This is a genomic window from Streptomyces sp. NPDC001532, assembly GCF_040298625.1.
Taxonomy (GTDB): domain Bacteria; phylum Actinomycetota; class Actinomycetes; order Streptomycetales; family Streptomycetaceae; genus Streptomyces.
In genome coordinates this window covers 1-19,022 of record NZ_JBEPAL010000026.1, presented here as the reverse complement: position 1 = coordinate 19,022, position 19,022 = coordinate 1, and the positions used below count along the sequence as shown (strand labels likewise).

Sequence of the window (19,022 nt, the reverse complement as noted above, 5' to 3'; positions counted from 1 at the left end):
TTGCCGGGCCCGGGCGGTGGGGCGCTCACGGGCGGAGTGAAGGCAGGGGTGAAGGGGGGAAGGGAGGGAGGGCGGCCCCAGGGCCGTGACGGGTCCGGCCGGTGCCTAGCCGGTCGCCTCGGCGTCGACGCTGACCGAGGGGGTCGGCTCCTCGACGTGCTCGGAGGCCGTCGGGGTCGTGGTCGGGGTCGTGGTCGCGGGTGGGGCCGCGGCCGTCCGGCTCGCGGTGGCCGTCGCCCTGGAGGTCGCCTCGGAGGTCGCCGAGGACCCGGCGGTGGCCGGTGGCGTCGTCCCCTCGGGCGTCGCACCGCTGCTCGTGGTCGCCGGCGGGGTGGTCGACGGGGGAGCGGACGAGCTCGCGCTCGGGTCGGGGGACCGGTCGGCGGGCTGCGTGGTGGGCGCGGGCTGAGGGCTGATCGCCGGCCGCGGCCGGGGGTCGGCGGGCTGGCTCCGGGTGAGCGTGCCGGGGAGCATCGCGAGCGCGACGCTCAGACCGGCCGCCGCGACGGCGGAACCGCCGACCCGCCACAGCATCCGGGCTCGGTGCCGGGCCCGGATGCCCTGCCGCAGCCGCTGCCGGTGCCGGGGCTCGAAGGAGGCGGGCTGCTGGGTGTCGCGCATCAGGTGCGCCAACTCCCGCTCGAAGTCGTCCATGGCGTCTCCCTTCACCCCACGGTCCTGACGGTGTCGGACAGGATCTGCCGCAGCCGGGCGACGCCGCGGGAGGCGTGCGAGCGCGCGGTGCCCACCGGGCAGCCCAGCGCCTGAGCCACCTGGGACTCGGGCAGATCCTCGTAGTAGCGGAGCACGACCGCGATCCGCTGTCTCGGCGTCAGCAGCGCCAGTGCCGCCTCCAGCCGCGACCGTTCGGCGACGGCGGACGACACATCACCGGGCTCGGCCCGGTCGGGCAGCTGCTCGACGGGGCGCTCGCCCCACCACCGCCGCCGGGCCGACCGCGCGGCCATCCGCACGAGGACCTGGCGGACGTACGCCTCAGGTGCCTGATCGGCGACCTTGGGCCAGGCGAACCACAGCTTGACCAAGGACTCCTGCACCAGGTCCTCGGCCCGCTGCCGGTCGCCCCCGGTGAGCAGTCGTGCGACGTGCAGCAAGGCCGACCACCGGGCAGCCACGAACTCGTCGAAGCTGTCTGCCGGAAACCGCTCCATCCTCACCGTCCCGCCGTCTCATGAACCCCTACGTCCTGGTAAAGACGCTGGACCCCGGCGGACGCTGCACCCCGCACATGTGATCCACCTCACGCGGTCGCACCGCCCGCCGTGAACGACCGAACTCGCCCCGAGAGATTCCGACTTGACCGTCACGGCGGGTAGCCGACCGGAAGCGGAGCGAAGGAGTTCGTTTGAGTCGGCGAGAACTGCGCAGGTGTTCGCCTGGTAATACGACCGGCGAAAGGAACACCGTCATGGCGGCGATCGACAACGACGAGTCGGTGGTGGACCCCGCCGCGGTCAGACGCCACCGGGTGCTGTTCCGCGCGATGGAGAAACGACGCAACCCGAAGCTGCGCCGCAGCGACATCACCGTGACCGACGAAGCGGCGGTCAAGCGGGCCACCAAGGCCGCCGCCCTCGGCAACGCGATGGAGTGGTACGACTTCGGCATCTACAGCTATCTCGCGGCCACCATCGGGAAGGTCTTCTTCCCCTCGGGCAACGACACCGCCCAACTGCTCAGCTCCTTCGCCACCTTCGCGGTGGCCTTCCTCGTACGCCCTGTCGGCGGCATGGTGTTCGGACCGCTCGGCGACAAACTCGGCCGCAAGCGCATCCTCTCCATCACCATGATCATGATGGCGGTGGGCACCTTCGCCATCGGTGTCATCCCTCCGCACTCCGCCATCGGCCTGTGGGCGCCGGCCCTGCTGATCTTCTTCCGGATGGTGCAGGGCTTCTCCACCGGCGGTGAGTACGGGGGCGCCTCCACGTTCATCGCGGAGTACGCGCCCGACAAGCGCCGCGGCTTCTTCGGCAGCTTCCTGGAGTTCGGCACCCTCGCCGGCTACATCGGCGCCTCCGGCCTCGTCGTCATCCTCACCAGCGTCCTCAGCGAGCAGCAGATGCTCGACTGGGGCTGGCGCGTACCGTTCCTGGTCGCCGCCCCGCTCGGTCTGATCGGCCTCTATCTGCGGCTCAGGCTGGAGGAGACACCCGCCTTCCAGAAGCTTGAGGGCGGCACGGTCAAGACGGCCGAGGCCGCCGACGCCATGGAGGCCTCGGCCGCCGTCGGCCTCGGCAGGATCTTCACCCGCCACTGGCGGCCGCTGCTGCTGTGCGTCGCGCTGGTCGCGGCGTACAACACCTGCGACTACATGCTGCTCTCGTACATGCCGACGTACCTGTCCGACGAACTCGGCTACGGCACCACGCACGGTCTGCTGATCCTGCTCATCGTGATGATCCTTCAGATGTGCGTGATCACCCAGGTCGGACGTCTCTCGGACCGTTTCGGACGCAAGCCGCTGCTGATGTCCGGCATGCTCGGCTTCCTCTTCCTCTCCGTGCCGTCCTTCCTCCTGATCCGGCAGGACGACGTCGTCCTCATCACCGTGGGCCTGCTCCTGCTGGGCCTCTCCCTGGTGCCCCTGCTCGGCACGATGTCGTCGGCACTCCCGGCGATCTTCCCCACCCAGGTCCGCTACGGCTCCCTCTCCGTCTCCTACAACCTCGCCACCTCGATCTTCGGCGGCACGACCCCTCTGGTGATCACCGCGCTGATCAGCGCCTTCGACACCAACCTGATGCCGGCCTACTACGCCACCGCCGCCGCGGTCGTCGGCGTCGTCGCCGTCCTGTGCATGAAGGAGACCGCCAACAAGCCGCTGGCCGGCTCCCCGCCCTCCGTGGAGACCGAGCAGGAGGCCGCCGAACTCGTCCAGGCCCAGTCACCCGGCCCCAGGTTCTGACGAGCCCGCCGCACCCTGTTCCACGCGGATCGCCCCGTACCTCCCTCGGTACGGGGCGATCCGCGTCCACTGGGCCGTACCCGCGCCCAACTTGGCCTGATCACACCGGTCCTGCCCTTCGCCGACCGGGACGGCGAGGGAGCACGATGTCCGCAGCCGCGAATCCAGCCCAGTGAGGTGGTAGCCCATGGACGTCGTCGACCTGGCCGCGCTCGGTGAGTCCTTCACCCGAGACCCCTACCCCGTGTACGCCCGCCTGCGGGCCCAAGGGCCGGTGCACCGCATCCGGATGCCGGAAGGCGGCGCGCGTGCCTGGCTGGTCGTCGGCTACGAAGCCGGACGGGCGGCACTGGCCGACTCCCGGCTCACCAAGGACTGGAGCAGGGCCTCGCCCGAACTGCCGCTGGGCGCCGTCTCCTCCGGTCCCCACATGCTCAGGTCCGACCCGCCGGACCACACTCGTCTGCGCAAGCTGGTGGCCCGCGAGTTCACCGCACGCCGCGTGGAGGAACTCGCGCCGCGCGTCCAGAAGACCACCGACGCGCTCCTGGACCGGATGCTCGCCGCCCCCGACGGCCGCGCCGACCTCGTCGAGGCGCTGTCCTTCCCACTGCCCATCTCCGTGATCTGCGAACTCCTCGGCGTCCCCGACCTGGACCGGGAGTCCTTCCGCACCTGGTCCAACGATGCCCTCGGCGCCACCGAGCCCGAGAACCGCAAGGCCGCCGCGGCCGCGATGGCGCGCTACATGACGGAGTTGGTGGAGGACAAACGGCAGCACCCCGGCGACGACCTCCTGAGCGCGCTGATGCACGGCTCGGCCGACGACGGCGACCGGCTGTCCCGGGAGGAACTCATCGGCATGGCCTGGCTGTTGCTCGTCGCCGGCCACGAGACCACCGTCAACCTCATCTCCAACGGCGTCCTCGCCCTGCTCACCCACCCCGAGCAACTGGCGGCCCTGCGGTCGGACCCCTCCCTCATCGACAACGCCGTCGAGGAGATGCTGCGCTACGAAGGCCCCGTCGAGACCCCCACCTACCGGTTCACCGTCGACCCGGGGACGATCGGCGACACGGTCGTCCCCGGCGGCGGCGAACTGGTCCTCGTCGCGATGGCCGACGCCAACCGCGACCCCGCGCGCTTCCCCTCGCCCGACCGCTTCGACATCTCCCGCGACGCCCGCGGCCATGTGGCTTTCGGCCACGGCATCCACTACTGCCTGGGCGCGCCACTGGCCCGCCTCGAAGCACGCATCGCCGTCCGGACCCTGCTGGAACGCTGCGCCGACCTGACCCTCGACATCCACCCTGCGGCCATCACCTGGCGCCCGGGCATGATGATCCGCGGTCCGCGGAGCCTGCCCGTGCGCTTCACCCGCTGACCCCGAGGCCGGTTTGTCAGGTCGCGGTTCCCGTGGTCGAGCGGCGCACGATCAGCTCGGGCTGGAGCAGCACATGCGCGTGCTCGTGCGCCTGCGACGCCCCCGCGACGGTCTCCTCGATGAGCAGCTGCCCGGCCGTCCGCCCCATCGCGCGGGCGGGCCGCCTCACCGAGGTGAGCGGTACGACGGCTGAGGCGGCGAAATCGATGTCGTCGTAGCCCACCAGGGCGATGTCGTCGGGGATGCGCAGGCCGGCCTCGTGCAGCGCCCGCATGACCCCGAGGGCGAGCAGATCGTTCGCGCAGAAGACGGCTGTCGGCCTCGGGGACAGGGCGAGGAGGCGGTGACCGGCGTCCCGGCCGGCGGTGAGGGTGAGGTCGGCGCAGGGCACCTCCCGCAGGGCGGCCGGGGACAGACCGGCCGACGTCAGGGCGCTGAGGGCCCCACGGTGGCGGTCCCGGACCTGTTGCAGGCGGTCCGGGCCGCTGACGTGGGCGAGGGAGCGGTGTCCCAGCTCGATCAGATGGCGTACGGCCGCGTGGCCGCCCGCCACGTCGTCGATGCCGACCGAGCAGGCGGCGGGCTGGGGGGCGTTCTGGTCGGCCATGACGTACGGGACCGCGTTCCGCCGGAACGCCGACACGGTCCTGCCCACGCCGGCTCCCGAGGACAGCACGGCTCCGCGGATCTGGTGCGAGGACATCAGCGCCATGTGGCGCGCCGCTTCGGCCGGGGCGCGGGCCCCGGCGCACACCATGACACCGAGGTCGGCTTCGGCGGCGGCCTGCTCGACGCCCGCGGTCATCGCGGTGAAGAACGGGTTGTCCAGGTCGAGCACCATGACGGCCAGCACCCGTGAGGCCAGCCCGCGCAACGGTCTGGCTCCCTCGGCCCGGACGTATCCCAGGTCGTCGATCACGGTCAGGACCCGCGTGCGCGTGGATTCGGCCACGATGTCCGGGCGATTGAGCACATTGGAGACGGTGCCCAGCGAGACACCGGCCTCGCGTGCCACGTCCTTGATGCCGACTCGGTGGCGCGTGCCGTGGCCATGGTCCATGTCTCCCGTCCTTCCTGCTGAGCGCGAGTGTACGTCGATTTTGAATCGTTTCATACGAGTGGTGAGTGGCCTGACCGGCGAGGCGGCCCTGAGGTGGCCCGCCGAGTGGCCCGTCAGCCACCAGTGACGTGAGTCACACCTCCAATACCTAGTGACACTCGGGATTCGCGTTCATCATCGTGCCAGTGCGTTGGAACGTTTCAGCCAGATGGCGGATGCGCTACGGACATCTCCGCGCACGCTCCCGAGGCTCCTCGGGCCCGCGTGGCCCGCGTGGCCCGTGGCCCCGTGACCCCTGACTCCCCTGAATCCCGTGAAAGGAACGGCCGCATGACATCGACGTCAGCAAGCGCCCCACACACCGCATCGAGACAGGGCGATGCCACCGGCTGGAGTGCGCGCCTGGTCGGCGTGCTGGTCGCGCTGATCTGGCCGACCCAGTTGCTGGCCGCCGTGGGGATCATCGGAGCCAACGTCACGGCCGACGTCGCCCAGAGCTTCCGTACGACGCAGGTGGCCTGGTTCACGCTGGTCGTGACCTTGGTGTCCATGCTGCTGACGCCGTTCGTGATCAAGCTGGGCGACCGGTACGGCAAGAAGCGGCTGATGCTGGCGATGACCGGGCTCGGAGTGATCGGTGACGTCGTCGCCGCCACCGCCGGGAGCTTCTGGCTGCTGCTCGTGGGCCGGGGCATAGCCGCCTGCTACGGCCCGTTCGCCGCCCTGTCCTTCCCCGCCGTCCGCGACATCTTCCCCGCCCGGCTGGTGAAGCCGGCCAGCGCCATCCTGGGCAGCAGCGTCGGACTGGTCGGCCTCACCGCGCCCTTCGTGGCCGGCTGGCTGGTCGACCACCACGGCTACCGGGGCGCCATGTGGTTCATCGCCGCCGCGACCGCCGTCAGCTTCCTCCTCGTCGCGCTCCTGGTGCCGCAGACGCCCCGGCACGAGTCCCGCCCCGGTTTCGACTGGCTCGGCGGGCTCACGCTGGGCGGTGGCCTGACCGCGCTCGTCCTCGCGGTCAGCGAGGGCCAGAGCTGGGGCTGGGGGAGCCCGGCCACCCTCGCCTGGCTGGGCGGCGGTCTGGCGGCTCTCGTCGCGTTCCTGTTCGTCGAGCGCTCCAGCCGGCACCCGATCCTCGATCTGAAGGTGCTCGGCCGGCGGCCGGTCGCGGTCGTCGTCATCGTCGGAGGCCTGTCCCAGGCCATCGCCTACGTGATGCCCGCCATGGCCATCCTGCTCGCGCTGTATCCGCACATCCCCGGTGTCTCCGCGGGACTGGGATGGACCGCGCAGCACAACGCCGTGGTGGGAGTGACCTGGAACCTGGTCATGTTCGCCACCGGCATCGCCGCGAGCCGGCTGCTGCGCGGACGGGATGTCCGACCGCTGTGGTGGGCCGGGCTGCTGCTGATGGCGGCCGGCTACGGGCTGATGGGCTTCTTCCACGGCAACGAGCTCGAACTCGTCCTGACCTCCTGCCTGGCGAACGTCGGAGCCGGCATCGTGGTCGCCGGCGCTCCCGTGCTCGTCGTCGGGGTGGTGGCACCGCACGAGCAGGGCCTGGGCAGTGGGATGGTCAACATGCTGCTCAGCCTCTTCGGCGCCGTCGTCAACGCCGTCGCCTTCGCCGTCCTGGCGGCGCACAGCACGGTCATGGACGGGACTGCCTTCTACCAGGACCAGGGGTACGCCTGGGTCTTCTGGAGCGGCGCGCTGCTGACCCTCCTCGCGCTGGCGATCTCGCTGTTCATCCCGGCCTCGCGGGAGCCGGAGGACGTCGAGGCCACCCCCGCCCCGTGACCGCACCGCTCCCTCCCGTCACCGTCCGACGGCCGTCACAGTCCCTGGCCGTCGGCGGTGATGGTGCGGGCGATGCGGTCGGCGTGCAGGCGGACGGCGCCCACGAGATCGAGGGTGCCCTCGGAGATGACCCACTGGAGTTGCAGGCCGTCGCTGACGGCGATGCATTCGCGGGCCACCGCCACGCAGTCGGCGTCCGGCCGCACCGTGCCCCTCTCGACGCCGAGCTCGAAGTGGCGGGCGATCTCGTCCACGGCCCGCTGGTACCGCTCGGAGAAGAGGGCGTGGGCGGCACTGGTGGGAGCGGCGGCCTCGGCGGAGGTCAGGACGAACAGCTGGATCAGGCCCGGCTCGGCGAGCGCGCGTTCGGTGGCGGCGACCATGGCGCGCAGCACGTCGGGCCCGGTCGTGTCGTCCGGCAGCAGAGCCCACCACTGCGCCTCCGCGGTGAACCGGTGCTCCATCACCGCCAGCAGCAGTTGCCTCTTGCTCGGGAAGTGGTGCAGCAGTCCGCCCTCGGTGATGCCCACGTCCTCGGCGATCCGGGTGAGCGCGGTGCTGTGGTAGCCGTCCTCGGCGAACCGCTGTGCCGCCGCCTCCACGATCTGCTGCCGGCGGGCGATGCCGCGGGAGTAACTGCCGCGTGGGCCTCGGGTGCTGCTGGTCATGGAGGTACACCGTAGTCGTGCCCGGCCCGGCGGACCGCGGCGGACCGGCCCCTCGACCGGAACAAGAAGCAGGAAACAACCAGAAGTCAGCCCTGCCAGAAGACAGCCTCCAGAAGTCAGCCGAACGACGAGAACAGCAGCACCGGAAGATTGGCGAGTCACCTCTTGTCCGAATCCCCCACGTCATTCCCCACGTCCCCCGTCCGACTGCGCGCCGAGCATCTGAGGGGCAACGACAGCTCCTCGGAGCGCCGGCCCCGCCTGTCCTGGCAGCTGCCGGAGGGCGCGGGCCGGCAGAGCGCGTTCCAGCTGCGGGTCGGCACGCGGCTCACCGACTGGGTGCACAGCGAGGAACGGCATCTCGTGCCCTGGCCCGCCGCACCGCTCCGGCCCGGCGAACGCACCTCGATCCAGGTCCGTCTCCGCACCGCCGAAGGGGAGGTCGGCGACTGGTCGGAACCCCTCGTCTGGGGGGTGCTCCCCGATCCCGGTGAGCTCGCCGGGCACTGGCTGCGACCCTCGGAACCCGTCGTCCCGGAGCCCGGCACCCGGCCCGTGTACGAGTTCCGGACCGAGTTCCGGTTGCCCGCCGCGGCTCCGGCCGTGGCCTGGGTGACCGCCGAGGGCGTCTACGAGCTGTTCGTCAACGGCACCCGCGTCGGCGACCGGGAACTGACCCCCGGATTCACCTCGTACCACTCCCGCCTTCAGCTGACCCGCCACGACATCACCGACGCCCTCCGCGAGGGCGCCAACACCGTCGCCCTGCGCGTCAGCGACGGCTGGTTCCGCGGCCGGCACGGGCTCGAGCGGCGGGCCGACAACTTCGGCACGTCCGTGGCCGTGGCGATGGACCTGACCGTACGGCAGCCGGACGGCGGCGTCCTCGCCGTCGGCACCGACGCATCCTGGCGCGTACGCCGTACCGGCTCGACCGCCGACCTGATGGAGGGCGAGCGGCACGGGCTCACCACACCGGGGCCGTGGGAGCCGGTCGTCGTCGGCGGTCGTCTCGCCTCCGACGACCGCCTCACCGGCTACCTCGCGCCGGCCAACCGCGCCGTCGAGACCCTGCGGCCCCGAGCGATCCACCGGCACGAGCACGGTGTCGTCGTCGACTTCGGGCAGAACCTGAACGGCTGGGTGCGGGTCCGCCTCCCGGAGCACGCCGAGGCGACCTTGGCCTACGGCGAATGGCTCGACGCCGACGGCCGCGTGTACCGCGACAACCTCCGTGGCCTCAGCCTCGACACCTTCCGGCCCACCAGCGCCGGCCAGCTGGACCACGTCCGCACCGGCACCGGCGGCCGGTTCGAACCGCGGCACAGCAGCAAGGGTTTCCGCTACGTCCAGATCGACGGTGTCGGCACACTGGCGCCGGCCGACATCGAAGCCGTCATGGTCCACACCGACCTGGAACGGACCGGGCACTTCGCGTGCAGCGACGACGACCTGAACCGGCTGCACGAGGCGGTCGTCCGCAGCTTCCGCGGCAACGCGCTCGACATCCCGACCGACTGCCCGCAGCGTGAGCGCTCGGGCTTCACCGGCGACTGGCAGGTCTTCCTGCCCACGGCGGCCTTCCTCTACGACGTCGCGGGCTTCAGCAGGAAGTGGCTCGCCGACCTCGCCGCCGACCAGGACCCCGTCACCGGCCGCGTGCCCAACGTCGTCCCCTCGCCCCGGCTGGACGGGAACATCGCCCGCACGGAAGGCTCCGCGGGCTGGGGCGACGCCTCCGTCATCGTCCCCTGGTGGCTGTGGATCCTCTACGGCGACCGACGCGTCCTCGACGAGCAGTTCGCGTCGATGACCACCTGGGTCGAGTTCGCCCGGGATCGTGCGGCGCGGCTGCGCCACCCCGGCCGGGCCGACCGGGCCCCCGCCGACCACGAGCGGTACCTGTGGGACGCGGGATTCCACTTCGGCGAGTGGCTGGAGCCCGGCGCCGAACTCGGTCTCGACCCGGACGCCGACCACGGAGACGTCGCGACCGCCTACCTGTACCGCTCGAGTCTGCTGCTGTCGCGAGCGGCCGGTGTACTCGGCCGCCGGGCCGAGGAGCGCGAGTACCGGTCGCTCGCCGCACGGGTGCGCGCCGCCTGGCGGCACGAATACCTCGACGCGGCCGACGGCCGCGTCCGTCCGCACCGGCAGGCCTCCTACGTACGGGCCCTGTCCTTCGGCCTCCTCGACGACCGCGAACGCCCGCTCGCCGCCCGGCACCTCGCCGACCTGGTGGAAGCAAGCGGGCGGCGGCTCGGCACCGGATTCCTCTCCACCGCCGACCTGCTGCCCGTACTCGCCGACCACGGCTACACCGGACTCGCCCACGCCGTCCTGACCAGCCGGGGCGTTCCCTCCTGGCTCGGCATGCTCGACGCCGGTGCCACCACGCTGTGGGAGAAGTGGGAGGCGCTGGACGAGAACGGACTGCCGACGTCGTCCCTCAACCACTACAGCAAGGGCGCCGTGGCGAGCTTCCTGCACCGGTACGTCGCCGGCCTCCGACCGGTCACCGACGGCTCCCCGGACCATGTCGCCTACCGGAAGGTCGTCGTCGCGCCGCAGGTGCTCGGGGATCTGACCTGGGCCGAGGCCCGGCTGGACACCGTGCGGGGGCCGATCCGGGTGCGCTGGGACCGCACGGCGGCCGAGTTCACCCTCGAAGTGGCGGTGCCCGCCGACACCACGGCGGAGGTCCGGCTCCCGGACGGGTCCGTACACCTCGTGCGGGGCGGGTCGCATCGGTACGGCGTGCCGCTCGGTCCCGGGACCGCCGGATGAGCCGGTAGCCGGGGCGGCGAGAAGGCAGGCGGGTGAAGGGTGGTGGGAGCCGGGTGGTGGGAGGCGGGCACCGTGAGGGCCGCCTCCCGCCTCCCCCCGATGCCCTCGTCACGTGCGGCCGGCCGAGGTCGTGGCCGGCTGCTTCTCGCAGGCGTCCGCGGGGGCCGGGCGGGGGGAGCGGATCGCCAGGGACAGCAGTGCGGCGGTGGCGCAGGCGGCGCCCAGGGCCAGCCAGATCGGGTCGTAGGTGCCGAAGGTGTCGCGGGCGACGCCTCCGAGGAGGGAGGCCAGCGCGGCGCCGATCTGGTGCGCGGCGTTGGTCCAGCCGAAGACGATGGCGCTGTCCTCGCCGTAGAAGGTCCGGCACAGGGCGATCACCGGGGGCACGGTCGCCAGGTCGAGCAGGCCGAACAGGACGACGAAGGTGACCATGGGCAGGTCGACGGCGGCCGTCATGATCAGAGGGAGGGCGATGAGCAGCAGGCCGCGCAGGAAGAAGTAGGCGGCGAGCAGGCGGCGGGCGTCCATGCGGTCGGTGAGCCAGCCGGAGACGATCGTGCCGGCCACGTTGAAGACGCCGATGACCGCGAGCAGCGAGGACGCGGTGGTGACGGGCATGCCGTGGTCGTGCGCGGCCGGCGCGAAGTGCGTCCACATGATGCCGTTGGTGGACGCCCCGCAGATGGCGAAGGTGCCGGCGAGGAGCCAGAAGGGGACGGTGCGCGCGGCCCCGCGCAGCACGGTCACCGTCCGGCGGGCGGCACCGGGCACGGGCGCGGGCCGCGGGACGAAGGTGTCGCTGCCGTAGGGGCGTTGTCCGATGTCGGCGGGGTGGTCCCGCAGCACGAGGAGGACCAGCGGGGTCACCGCCAGCGCGGCCAGGGTGAGGCTGACGAGGGCGGGACGCCAGTCGTAGTGGTCGATCGTCCAGGACAGCGCGGGCAGGAACACCATCTGGCCGAGGACGCTGCCGGAGGAGAGGATGCCGGTGACCAGGCCCCGGCGGCTGGTGAACCAGCGGTTGGTGACGGTGGTGCCCAGGGTCATCGACAGCGAGCCGGTGCCCAGCCCTACGAGGAAGCCCCAGAAGAGCGTGAACTGCCATGCGGCGCTCATCACGGTGGTGAGCACGGCGCCCGCGGCGACGGCGCCCAGAGCCGCGAGCACGACCCGGCGGATGCCGAACCGGTCCATCAGCGCGGCCGCGTAGGGGGCGGTGAGGCCGTACAGGACCATGTTGACCGAGGCCGCCAGGCCGATCGAGCCGCGTGACCAGTGGAACTCGTCGCGCAGCGGCTCCTGGAGGATGCCGGGCATGGTGGAGAAGGCACCGGCGATGACGATCGTCAGTCCGGCGACCGCCGCGACCCACCAGGCGCGGTGTCCGGGTTTGTTGTCGAGGTGGCCGATCGTGTCACTCATGTCTTCATCCTTCGGTGACCGGGCGGCCGAGAACCACTGGCCGTTCGGACAGGTAGTGAAAGAATCTGGTCATGGCTTCAGTGCGGGACGAGACGGAGCACAGGACGGTGCGTCGGTCGGCGCATCGCGTGGTGGTGCTGGTGCGTCCGGGGCTGCTGCCGATGGAACTGGGCATCGTGCACCGCCTGTTCGGGACCGCGACGGGCGCCGACGGGAGACCGCTGTACTCCGTGGTGACCTGCGCCACGACGCCGGGTGAGATCGCCACGGACGCGGACTTCACCGTCAACGTGCCGACGGGGCCGACGGCACTGCGGGACGCGGACACCGTGATCGTGCCGGCCGCCGTGGAGGACTACCGCCCGCAGCGGCGCGGGCAGGTGAGCCCGGCGGTGTGCGCGGCCCTGGAGTCGGTGCCGTCGACGGCCCGGCTGGCCTCCATCTGCACCGGCTCCTTCGTCCTCGCGGCGGCCGGACTGCTGGCGGGCCGACGGGCCACGACGCACTGGAAGTCGTGCGCCGAACTGGCCGCGCTGTACCCGGAGATCGACGTCGACCCCGACGTGCTGTACACCGACGACCAGGGAGTGCTGACCTCCGCCGGTGTCGCCGCCGGGATCGATCTGTGCCTCCACATGATTCGCGGCGATCACGGCGCCGACGTCGCCAACACGGTCGCCCGCGGCACCGTCGTGCCGCCGCACCGCGAAGGCGGTCAGGCCCAGTACATCGAGCGGCCGGTGCCGGAACCCGACGGCAGTCCCACCGCGGCGGCCCGGGCGTGGGCGATGGAGCACCTGGGGGAGGCGCTCACGCTCGAGGACCTGGCACGCCAGGCGTCGACGAGCGTCCGCACCCTGACCCGCAGGTTCCGCCAGGAGACGGGGGTCCCTCCGATGCGGTGGCTCGGCCGCCAGCGCCTTCAGTACGCCCGGCGCCTGCTGGAGCGCACCGACGAGCCCGTGGACCGGATCGCGGCCGAGGCCGGCTTCGGGACGGGGACCGCGATGCGGCAGCACTTCCGGGAGGAGCTGGGCGTGTCCCCGCGCGCGTACCGCAACACCTTCCGGGGGACGGGGTGAGGGCACGCGCGCGGGGATGTCCGGGGGACGGCCGGGCGGTTCAGCCGGCGGCGGTCTCGACGGGGCCGATCCGGTACAGCACTTCGTCGTGGTGCTCGTCGGGGAAGAGCGCGGCGGGGAAGAGCACCTCGGTGTGGACCGGGGCGCGGTACCGCTTGGCGCACTTCTTGAGCACCATGATGATGGCCTTGTTGTCCGCGGACACGGTCGCCTCGATGTAGCGCGCGCCGCCCGCGACGGCCCGCTCCGCGGCCCGCTCGAAGAGCTGCACGCCGAGCATCGGGACGCCGTGCCTCGGCTTCGCGGCCTCCTGCCACACCAGATACGTGTCGGGCCGCTCGGGGCGGAAGTAACCGGTCAGGAAGCCGACCACCTCGTCGTGGAGGGTGGCGACGAGTGAGGTGTCGGCGAAGTCGCGACACCACAGCGCGTAGTAGTACGGGCTGTTGTCGTCCAGCTCGTCCGACTCGTGGACCATCTGCCACATGGCCTGCGCGTCCTCGACGCGCGGGGTGCGGTACTCCGGGCGGGCCCGGTCGGTGGTGGCGGACTTGGCGGGCTCGGCGGTCTTGGCGGGCGCCGTCATGCGGTGGCCTCCTCGGTGAGCAGCGGGTACACACCGTTCTCGTCGTGGTCCTCGCGGCCGGTCACCGGCGGGTTGAACACGCAGACGAAGCGGGAGTCGACCTTGGGGCGCAGTGTGTGCCTCTCGTGCCCGTTCAGCAGGTACATGGTCCCGGGTGTGATGTGGTGCTTCTCGCCGGTCTCCTCGTCGGTCAGTTCGGTCTCGCCCTCGACGCACAGCACGGCCTCGATGTGGTTGGCGTACCACATCGTCGTCTCGGTGCCGGCGTAGACGGTGGTCTCGTGCAGGGAGAACCCGACGCCCTCGCGGGCGAGGACGATGCGCTTGCTCTCCCACGTCCCGGAACGGGACTTGACGTGGCGGTCGGTGCCCTCGATGTCCTTGAACGAGCGCACGATCATGGTTGGCTCCTCGGTCTCGCAGTGACGTCTGACGTTCGTTCAGGCCGCGTCGCGGGTGTCGAGCTGGGTGAGGGCGAAGTCGGTGAAGGTGTCCACGGTCTCGAAGTCGTCGGCTTCGAGTTCCTCGGGGTCGACCTCCAGGCCCAGCGAGTCCTCCAGCTCCATCAGCATCTCCAGCATGGTGGTCGAGTCCAGGTGGAGGTCGTCGAAGAGCCGGGTCTCCCCGGTGAGGCCGGTCACCGGCCGGTCCAGGACGCTCGTCAGGGCGGTTTCCATCGCGGTGGTCACATCGGTGCGGTTGACGCTCATGGTCGTGCGGTCCTTTCCGTTCACGCGTTCGCGGGGTCGAGAATCCGGCTGGTCAGGGCCTGCCGGTCGACCTTGCCGTTGTTGTTGGTGGGCAGCTCCGCCACGGGCACGCAGCGGCGCGGGATCTTGTAGTCCTCGATCAGCCCTCGCATCCGGGCCAGGACCTCGGCTCCGTCCAGGTCGGTCACCGCGGCCAGGACCGCCTGGGCACCGGTCCTGGAGCCGGGCGGCAGCACGGCTGCCGAGGTGACGCCCTCGACGCGGCGCGCGGCGGCCTCGACCTCGGTGGCGCTGACCCGGAAGCCACGCTCCTTGTACAGGTCGTCGCGGCGCCCGGAGAAGTAGAGGTAGCCCTCTTCGTCCATCCAGCCGTAGTCGCCGGTGCGCAGTTGCGGGAAGAGCCCCGCGTGCCGGTGGAAGCGCTCCGCGGTCATCTCCGGCCGCCGCCAGTACCCGGCCATGACATGCGGGCCGCGTACGACGAACTGACCGACCTCGCCGGCCGGCAGGCGCCTGCCGTCGTCGTCGACGGTGAACACCTCGGTGCCGGGCAGCGCCCGCCCGGACGAGCCGGGCCGCAGCAGGTCTCCGTCCGGCGGCATGATGGTGGCTCGCTTGCACTCCGTGAGGCCGTACATCAGCTGCACGGACAGCGTGGGCATCGCCTCGCGCAGCGCGGCGATGGTCCCCTCGGACAGGGCGGCACCGGTGTTGGTCAGCAGACGCAGCCTCGGCTTGTTCTTCGCCCGGCGCACCAGCCAGGCCAGCCGGTCGGAGACGGAGGGCACGGAGGCGAGCACGGTGGCCCCGCTGTCCCGCAGGGCCCGCAGCAGCGGCGGCCCGACCTCGGCGATGCTGCCCACGCGCAGTTCGGCGCCGGCCAGGAAGGTCAGGAACAGCTGGTAGAGGCCGTAGTCGAAGGAGAGCGGCAGCGGACTGTAGACGACGTCGTCACCGCGGTAGCCCAGGCAGTCCTGGATGGCGCGGGCGGCGAACAGCATCTGCTGGTGGGTGCTGACCACCGCCTTGGGCAGCGACGTGGTGCCCGAGGTGTAGATCAGGCAGGCGCCGTCCACTCCGAGCGGTTCGGGCAGGCGGGCCCCGGCACCGTCCGGTGCCGGCGCCCGGCGCAGCTGCCCGGAGGACAGCACACGCACTCCGTGGGCCCGCGCGGTGGCGGAGACCTCGGGGTCGTCGGTCACGATCGCGGCGGGCTCGCAGTCGCGGAGCACATGTTCCAGCGGCCGGTCGCGGACGTGCTCGTGCAGCACGCTGAACATGGCACCCGCCCGGGAGACCGCGTGCACGGTCACGGCGACGGTGATCGCGTCGGGCGAGGAGACGACGACCCGGTCACCGCGCCCGACGCCCTGCGCCCTCAGCAGATGTGCGGCGCGGCGGGAGGCCTCGGCCAGTTCGTCGTAGGTGATGGCGTCCGTGTCCGTGCGCAGCGCACAGCGGTCTCGGTGGGCTGCGGCCGCGTCGTCGAGCAGGGCGTGCAGCGCGTGCGGCTCGGGCACTATCGGCCTCCTGTCAGTGCGACGGCGGGGGTCTCGCCGGCTCGCGAAGAGCGGCCGGGGGATGCGGACTTCGGCGGTTTGGGTACGACGGTGACGGCGTTCGCCGTGCAGACCACGACGGGTTCGTCGAGCACCTGGGCCGCGCTGGGACTCGCGTCGGAGGAGGCGATCACCTTGCGGGCCTCCAGGGCGACGAAGCGGCGCAGCCTGGTGCTCCGGGTGAGCCGGGCGGTGGCCTCGATGTAGTCGCCCGGACTGACCGGTGCCGTGAAGCGGATGTCGGAGTACTCGGCGAGCAGCCCCTCGTCTCCGTCGCCACGGATGGTGATCTCGGTGACGAGGTCGCCGAACATCCGCAGGATCCGGGCCCCGTCGACGAGTCCGCCCCCGTAATGGGCCTCCTCCTGACCGATTCTGACGCGCAGCAAGGCCGTCAGTGTCTCCGTGCCGGCATCAAGGGAAGTCATGCGGATCTCCGTCCTCGTCTCCGTTGTTGTCGTGCGGTCGCGGTCGCGGTCGCGGTTGTCGTGCGGTCGCGGTTGTCGTGCGGTCCGGGGTGTCGTGCGGTCTGAAATGTCATGCGGCCTGAGTCGTCGTGCGGGCTCGGTCGTCACGCGGTCCAGGTCGTCATGCGTGCGTGCCGGAATGCGTGAGCACGGCCACCGCGGCGACCGCGGTTCCCTTGTGGGTGATCGACACCAGCACGGACGAGTGAGGTGCCGCCTTCGCGGCCTCGTCGCGCAGTTCGACCCGCGGGGATCCGTCCGCGGCGCGCTTGATGTGGATGCTGCGTGGCGCGATGCCCTGGAGCAGCCCTCTGCCCAGCGCCTTGAGGACCGCTTCCTTCGCCGCGAAGCGTCCGGCCAGATACTCGAGGCGCCGCTCCTTCCGCAGCCCTCGGGCCTGCTCGATCTCCTCCGGCGCGTAGCAGTACCGCAGGAACCAGCGGCGCGTCACAAGACCCTTCAGCTCGTCGCGGCCGACGATGTCCAGGCCCACGCCCTCGGGGCACCGGCAGGGCGTCACAGCACGTCCTCGAACTCGGCCAGCCGCTGACGGGCCAGCATCTCCTCCGGTGTGTCCCGCTCCCGTACGAGCCAGGCCTTTCCGCCGTGCACGAGCACCTCCGCCGGGTGGCCGTGGCTGAGGAAGAGGCCGGGCGAGGCGGTCGGGCCGTAGGCTCCGGACCGCTCGATCCCGAGCAGGTCACCGGGGCGCACCTCGGGAAGGCGGGCCTTCTTCACCAAGGTGTCGTTCGGGGTGCACAGCGGGCCGGTGACGGTGTAGGTGTGCGCGGGCGGTGCTTCGGGCCGTCCCAGATGCACGACGGGGAAGTTCCGCTTGACGAAGCTCCCGATGCCCACCGCCGCCATGTGATGGTTGGTGCCGCCGTCGGCCACGACGAACGTCTCGCCCATCGATTCCTTCACGTACAGCGCTCGTGTGACATAGGTGCCCGCGTCGGCGGTCAGGAATCGGCCCAGCTCCATGATGATCCGGCAGTCCGGATGGCGCGCACGGAATTCCTCGACCGGTCCTCGGATGCTCCTGCCGAGTTCCGCTGTGTCGATCTCCGATTCGTTCTCGAAGTAGGGGACACCGAGGCCGCCGCCGAAATCCACCACGGAGAGTTCCATGGGCAGTCCGGCCGCCAGTTCCTCCGCCATGGCGAGAATGCTGCGGGTGTTCTCCACGACGTCCTGGTGGTCGAGGAAACGGGTTCCCATGTACGCGTGGAATCCCTTGACCTTGATGTGCTCCAGGGAGCGGATGAGGTCGCCGGCGTCCCGGACCTCCTTCTCGTCCACTCCGAACTGCCGGGGTTTGCCGCCCATGGACAGCCCGGATCCCTTGCTGTGGAAGCTGGGGTTGACCCGCAGCATCGCCGGGAACCGGCCGGCTCCCCGGTCGGCCACCACCTCGTCCAGGAGGCGGAGTTCCGCCGTGGACTCGCAGACGACGGCGTAGATGCCGGCCGCGACGCAGGCCTCCAGATCGGTCCTGGTCTTCCCCGGGCCGAGGAAGATGATGTCCGCCGCGTCGACACCGGCCCGCAGAGCGGTGATGAGTTCGGTGCGCGAGGAGACCTCGGCGCCGGCTCCTTGCCTGCCCAGGAAGGAACAGACGCTGATGTTCGGGTTGGCTTTGAGTGAGTACAGGACGTCCACGCCGTCCGGCAGGACGGCGGAGAGATTCTGGAAAGTCTTTGCCAGAACCTGTGTGTCGTAGACGAATAAAGGGGTTCCGAACCTTTCCGTCAATTCGGTGACTGGTATTCCCTGGACGTGTGCTGTCGGCTTGGACAAATGAACCTCCGCGCTCTCGGTCACCCGTCGCCACGACCGTAGGTGACGCCACGAGGATGAGTCACATGCGGCCCCGGGGAATCAGCCATCTCTTGGGTGCGCTGGAATGGGAAGGGGCCCATGGATTCCCATGGGCCCCTTCGGTATGCCCCTTTCGCGCGGGGGTGTGACCTACACCACTGGGGGAGTGCCGACATATCGGCGGCCAACGCCCGTCTCACGCATTCCAGGCAAACCGGTCATCCATGCTACGTAAACGGATCGGATGGTGACTGGAAGTGAGTGATCCCTGGCCGGGTTGTGTCGGTCGCCGCGTATACGTGTCCATGGGGAGATCGTGCGGCCGCACACTCCCCGTCCGCCGAGCCCACCGCTGATCAGGATCAGGAGTAAGGATGACCATCACCCAGCCCGACCTGAGCGTGTTCGCGACCGTGGAGTCCGAGGTGCGCAGCTACTGCCGCGGCTGGCCCACGGTCTTCGACCGGGCGCGCGGCAGCCGTATGTACGACGAGGACGGCCATGAGTACCTGGACTTCTTCGCGGGTGCCGGGTCGCTGAACTACGGCCACAACAACCCCGTGCTGAAACGGGCGCTGCTGGACTATCTGGAGCGCGACGGGGTCACGCACGGCCTGGACATGTCGACCACGGCCAAGCGGTCCTTCCTGCGGACCTTCCAGGACCTGGTGCTGCGCCCGCGGGACCTGCCCTACAAGGTGATGTTCCCGGGCCCGACCGGCACCAACGCGGTGGAGTCGGCGCTGA

Annotated in this window: 18 protein-coding genes; 6 read left to right on the top strand and 12 right to left on the bottom strand. The window is 71.0% G+C overall.

Features of this window, described 5'->3' with window-relative positions; genetic code table 11:
* Positions 1-105: 105 nt before the first annotated feature.
* Positions 106-654 (bottom strand): cellulase, encoded by a 549-nt coding sequence (locus tag ABT232_RS23160; RefSeq protein WP_351842868.1) that lies wholly within the window; start codon positions 652-654, stop codon positions 106-108.
* Positions 655-665: 11 nt separating this feature from the next.
* Entirely contained in the window at positions 666-1,172 is a 507-nt protein-coding gene (locus ABT232_RS23155) for a SigE family RNA polymerase sigma factor (protein WP_351842866.1), read from the bottom strand.
* Positions 1,173-1,429: 257 nt separating this feature from the next.
* Here ABT232_RS23155 and proP point away from each other — a divergent pair, with 257 nt between their 5' ends.
* Together proP and ABT232_RS23145 are read left to right on the top strand one after the other, a co-directional pair.
* Positions 1,430-2,929 (top strand): glycine betaine/L-proline transporter ProP, encoded by a 1,500-nt coding sequence (gene proP / locus ABT232_RS23150; protein ID WP_351842864.1) that lies wholly within the window; start codon positions 1,430-1,432, stop codon positions 2,927-2,929.
* 187 nt (positions 2,930-3,116) lie between these two features.
* The gene (locus ABT232_RS23145; RefSeq protein ID WP_351842863.1) at positions 3,117-4,313 is read left to right on the top strand and encodes a cytochrome P450 family protein; all 1,197 of its coding nucleotides are present in this window, start codon (positions 3,117-3,119) and stop codon (positions 4,311-4,313) included.
* A 16-nt stretch (positions 4,314-4,329) separates the two neighbouring features.
* Here ABT232_RS23145 and ABT232_RS23140 read toward each other — a convergent pair whose 3' ends face one another.
* Positions 4,330-5,373, bottom strand: a complete 1,044-nt coding sequence (locus ABT232_RS23140; protein ID WP_351842862.1) for a LacI family DNA-binding transcriptional regulator — start codon at positions 5,371-5,373, stop codon at positions 4,330-4,332.
* 330 nt (positions 5,374-5,703) lie between these two features.
* Between ABT232_RS23140 and ABT232_RS23135 the strand changes: the two genes are divergently transcribed.
* Positions 5,704-7,173, top strand: a complete 1,470-nt coding sequence (locus ABT232_RS23135; protein WP_351842860.1) for an MFS transporter — start codon at positions 5,704-5,706, stop codon at positions 7,171-7,173.
* Positions 7,174-7,208: 35 nt separating this feature from the next.
* Here ABT232_RS23135 and ABT232_RS23130 read toward each other — a convergent pair whose 3' ends face one another.
* A complete protein-coding gene (locus ABT232_RS23130) occupies positions 7,209-7,841 on the bottom strand; it encodes a TetR/AcrR family transcriptional regulator (RefSeq protein WP_351842859.1) in 633 nt (210 codons plus the stop codon).
* Positions 7,842-8,006: 165 nt separating this feature from the next.
* On the opposite strand from ABT232_RS23130, the gene ABT232_RS23125 reads away from it, so the two are divergent.
* Positions 8,007-10,628: a family 78 glycoside hydrolase catalytic domain gene (locus tag ABT232_RS23125; protein ID WP_351842857.1), complete on the top strand. Its 2,622-nt coding sequence runs from the start codon at positions 8,007-8,009 to the stop codon at positions 10,626-10,628.
* 108 nt (positions 10,629-10,736) lie between these two features.
* Here the strand turns inward: ABT232_RS23125 and ABT232_RS23120 are convergent, their stop codons facing one another.
* Positions 10,737-12,050 carry an MFS transporter gene (locus ABT232_RS23120; protein ID WP_351842855.1) on the bottom strand — a complete coding sequence of 438 codons (1,314 nt, stop codon included), beginning with the start codon at positions 12,048-12,050 and terminating at the stop codon, positions 10,737-10,739.
* A 71-nt stretch (positions 12,051-12,121) separates the two neighbouring features.
* On the opposite strand from ABT232_RS23120, the gene ABT232_RS23115 reads away from it, so the two are divergent.
* Positions 12,122-13,132 carry a GlxA family transcriptional regulator gene (locus tag ABT232_RS23115; RefSeq protein ID WP_351842853.1) on the top strand — a complete coding sequence of 337 codons (1,011 nt, stop codon included), beginning with the start codon at positions 12,122-12,124 and terminating at the stop codon, positions 13,130-13,132.
* A 40-nt stretch (positions 13,133-13,172) separates the two neighbouring features.
* Here ABT232_RS23115 and ectA read toward each other — a convergent pair whose 3' ends face one another.
* From ectA to ABT232_RS23080, 7 genes are all read right to left on the bottom strand, one after another.
* Positions 13,173-13,718, bottom strand: coding sequence for a diaminobutyrate acetyltransferase (ectA, locus tag ABT232_RS23110; protein WP_351842851.1), 546 nt, complete (start codon positions 13,716-13,718; stop codon positions 13,173-13,175).
* Positions 13,715-14,119, bottom strand: coding sequence for an ectoine synthase (locus tag ABT232_RS23105; RefSeq protein WP_351842849.1), 405 nt, complete (start codon positions 14,117-14,119; stop codon positions 13,715-13,717). The genes ectA and ABT232_RS23105 overlap by 4 nt, the downstream gene beginning before the upstream one ends.
* 39 nt (positions 14,120-14,158) lie before the next feature.
* On the bottom strand, positions 14,159-14,428 hold the full coding sequence (locus tag ABT232_RS23100) for an acyl carrier protein (protein WP_351842847.1): 270 nt from the start codon (positions 14,426-14,428) through the stop codon (positions 14,159-14,161).
* Positions 14,429-14,448: 20 nt separating this feature from the next.
* On the bottom strand, positions 14,449-15,948 hold the full coding sequence (locus tag ABT232_RS23095; protein WP_351842845.1) for a class I adenylate-forming enzyme family protein: 1,500 nt from the start codon (positions 15,946-15,948) through the stop codon (positions 14,449-14,451).
* Positions 15,948-16,415 carry a 3-aminobutyryl-CoA ammonia lyase gene (locus ABT232_RS23090; protein WP_351842843.1) on the bottom strand — a complete coding sequence of 156 codons (468 nt, stop codon included), beginning with the start codon at positions 16,413-16,415 and terminating at the stop codon, positions 15,948-15,950. Before ABT232_RS23090 ends, ABT232_RS23095 begins: the two co-directional genes overlap by 1 nt.
* A 160-nt stretch (positions 16,416-16,575) precedes the next feature.
* A complete protein-coding gene (gene acpS / locus ABT232_RS23085; RefSeq protein ID WP_351842841.1) occupies positions 16,576-16,974 on the bottom strand; it encodes a holo-ACP synthase in 399 nt (132 codons plus the stop codon).
* On the bottom strand, positions 16,971-18,254 hold the full coding sequence (locus ABT232_RS23080) for a type III PLP-dependent enzyme (protein WP_351843025.1): 1,284 nt from the start codon (positions 18,252-18,254) through the stop codon (positions 16,971-16,973). Before ABT232_RS23080 ends, acpS begins: the two co-directional genes overlap by 4 nt.
* Positions 18,255-18,649: 395 nt before the next feature.
* On the opposite strand from ABT232_RS23080, the gene ABT232_RS23075 reads away from it, so the two are divergent.
* The coding region (locus ABT232_RS23075; RefSeq protein WP_351842839.1) for an aminotransferase class III-fold pyridoxal phosphate-dependent enzyme at positions 18,650-19,022 on the top strand (373 nt) is incomplete at its 3' end.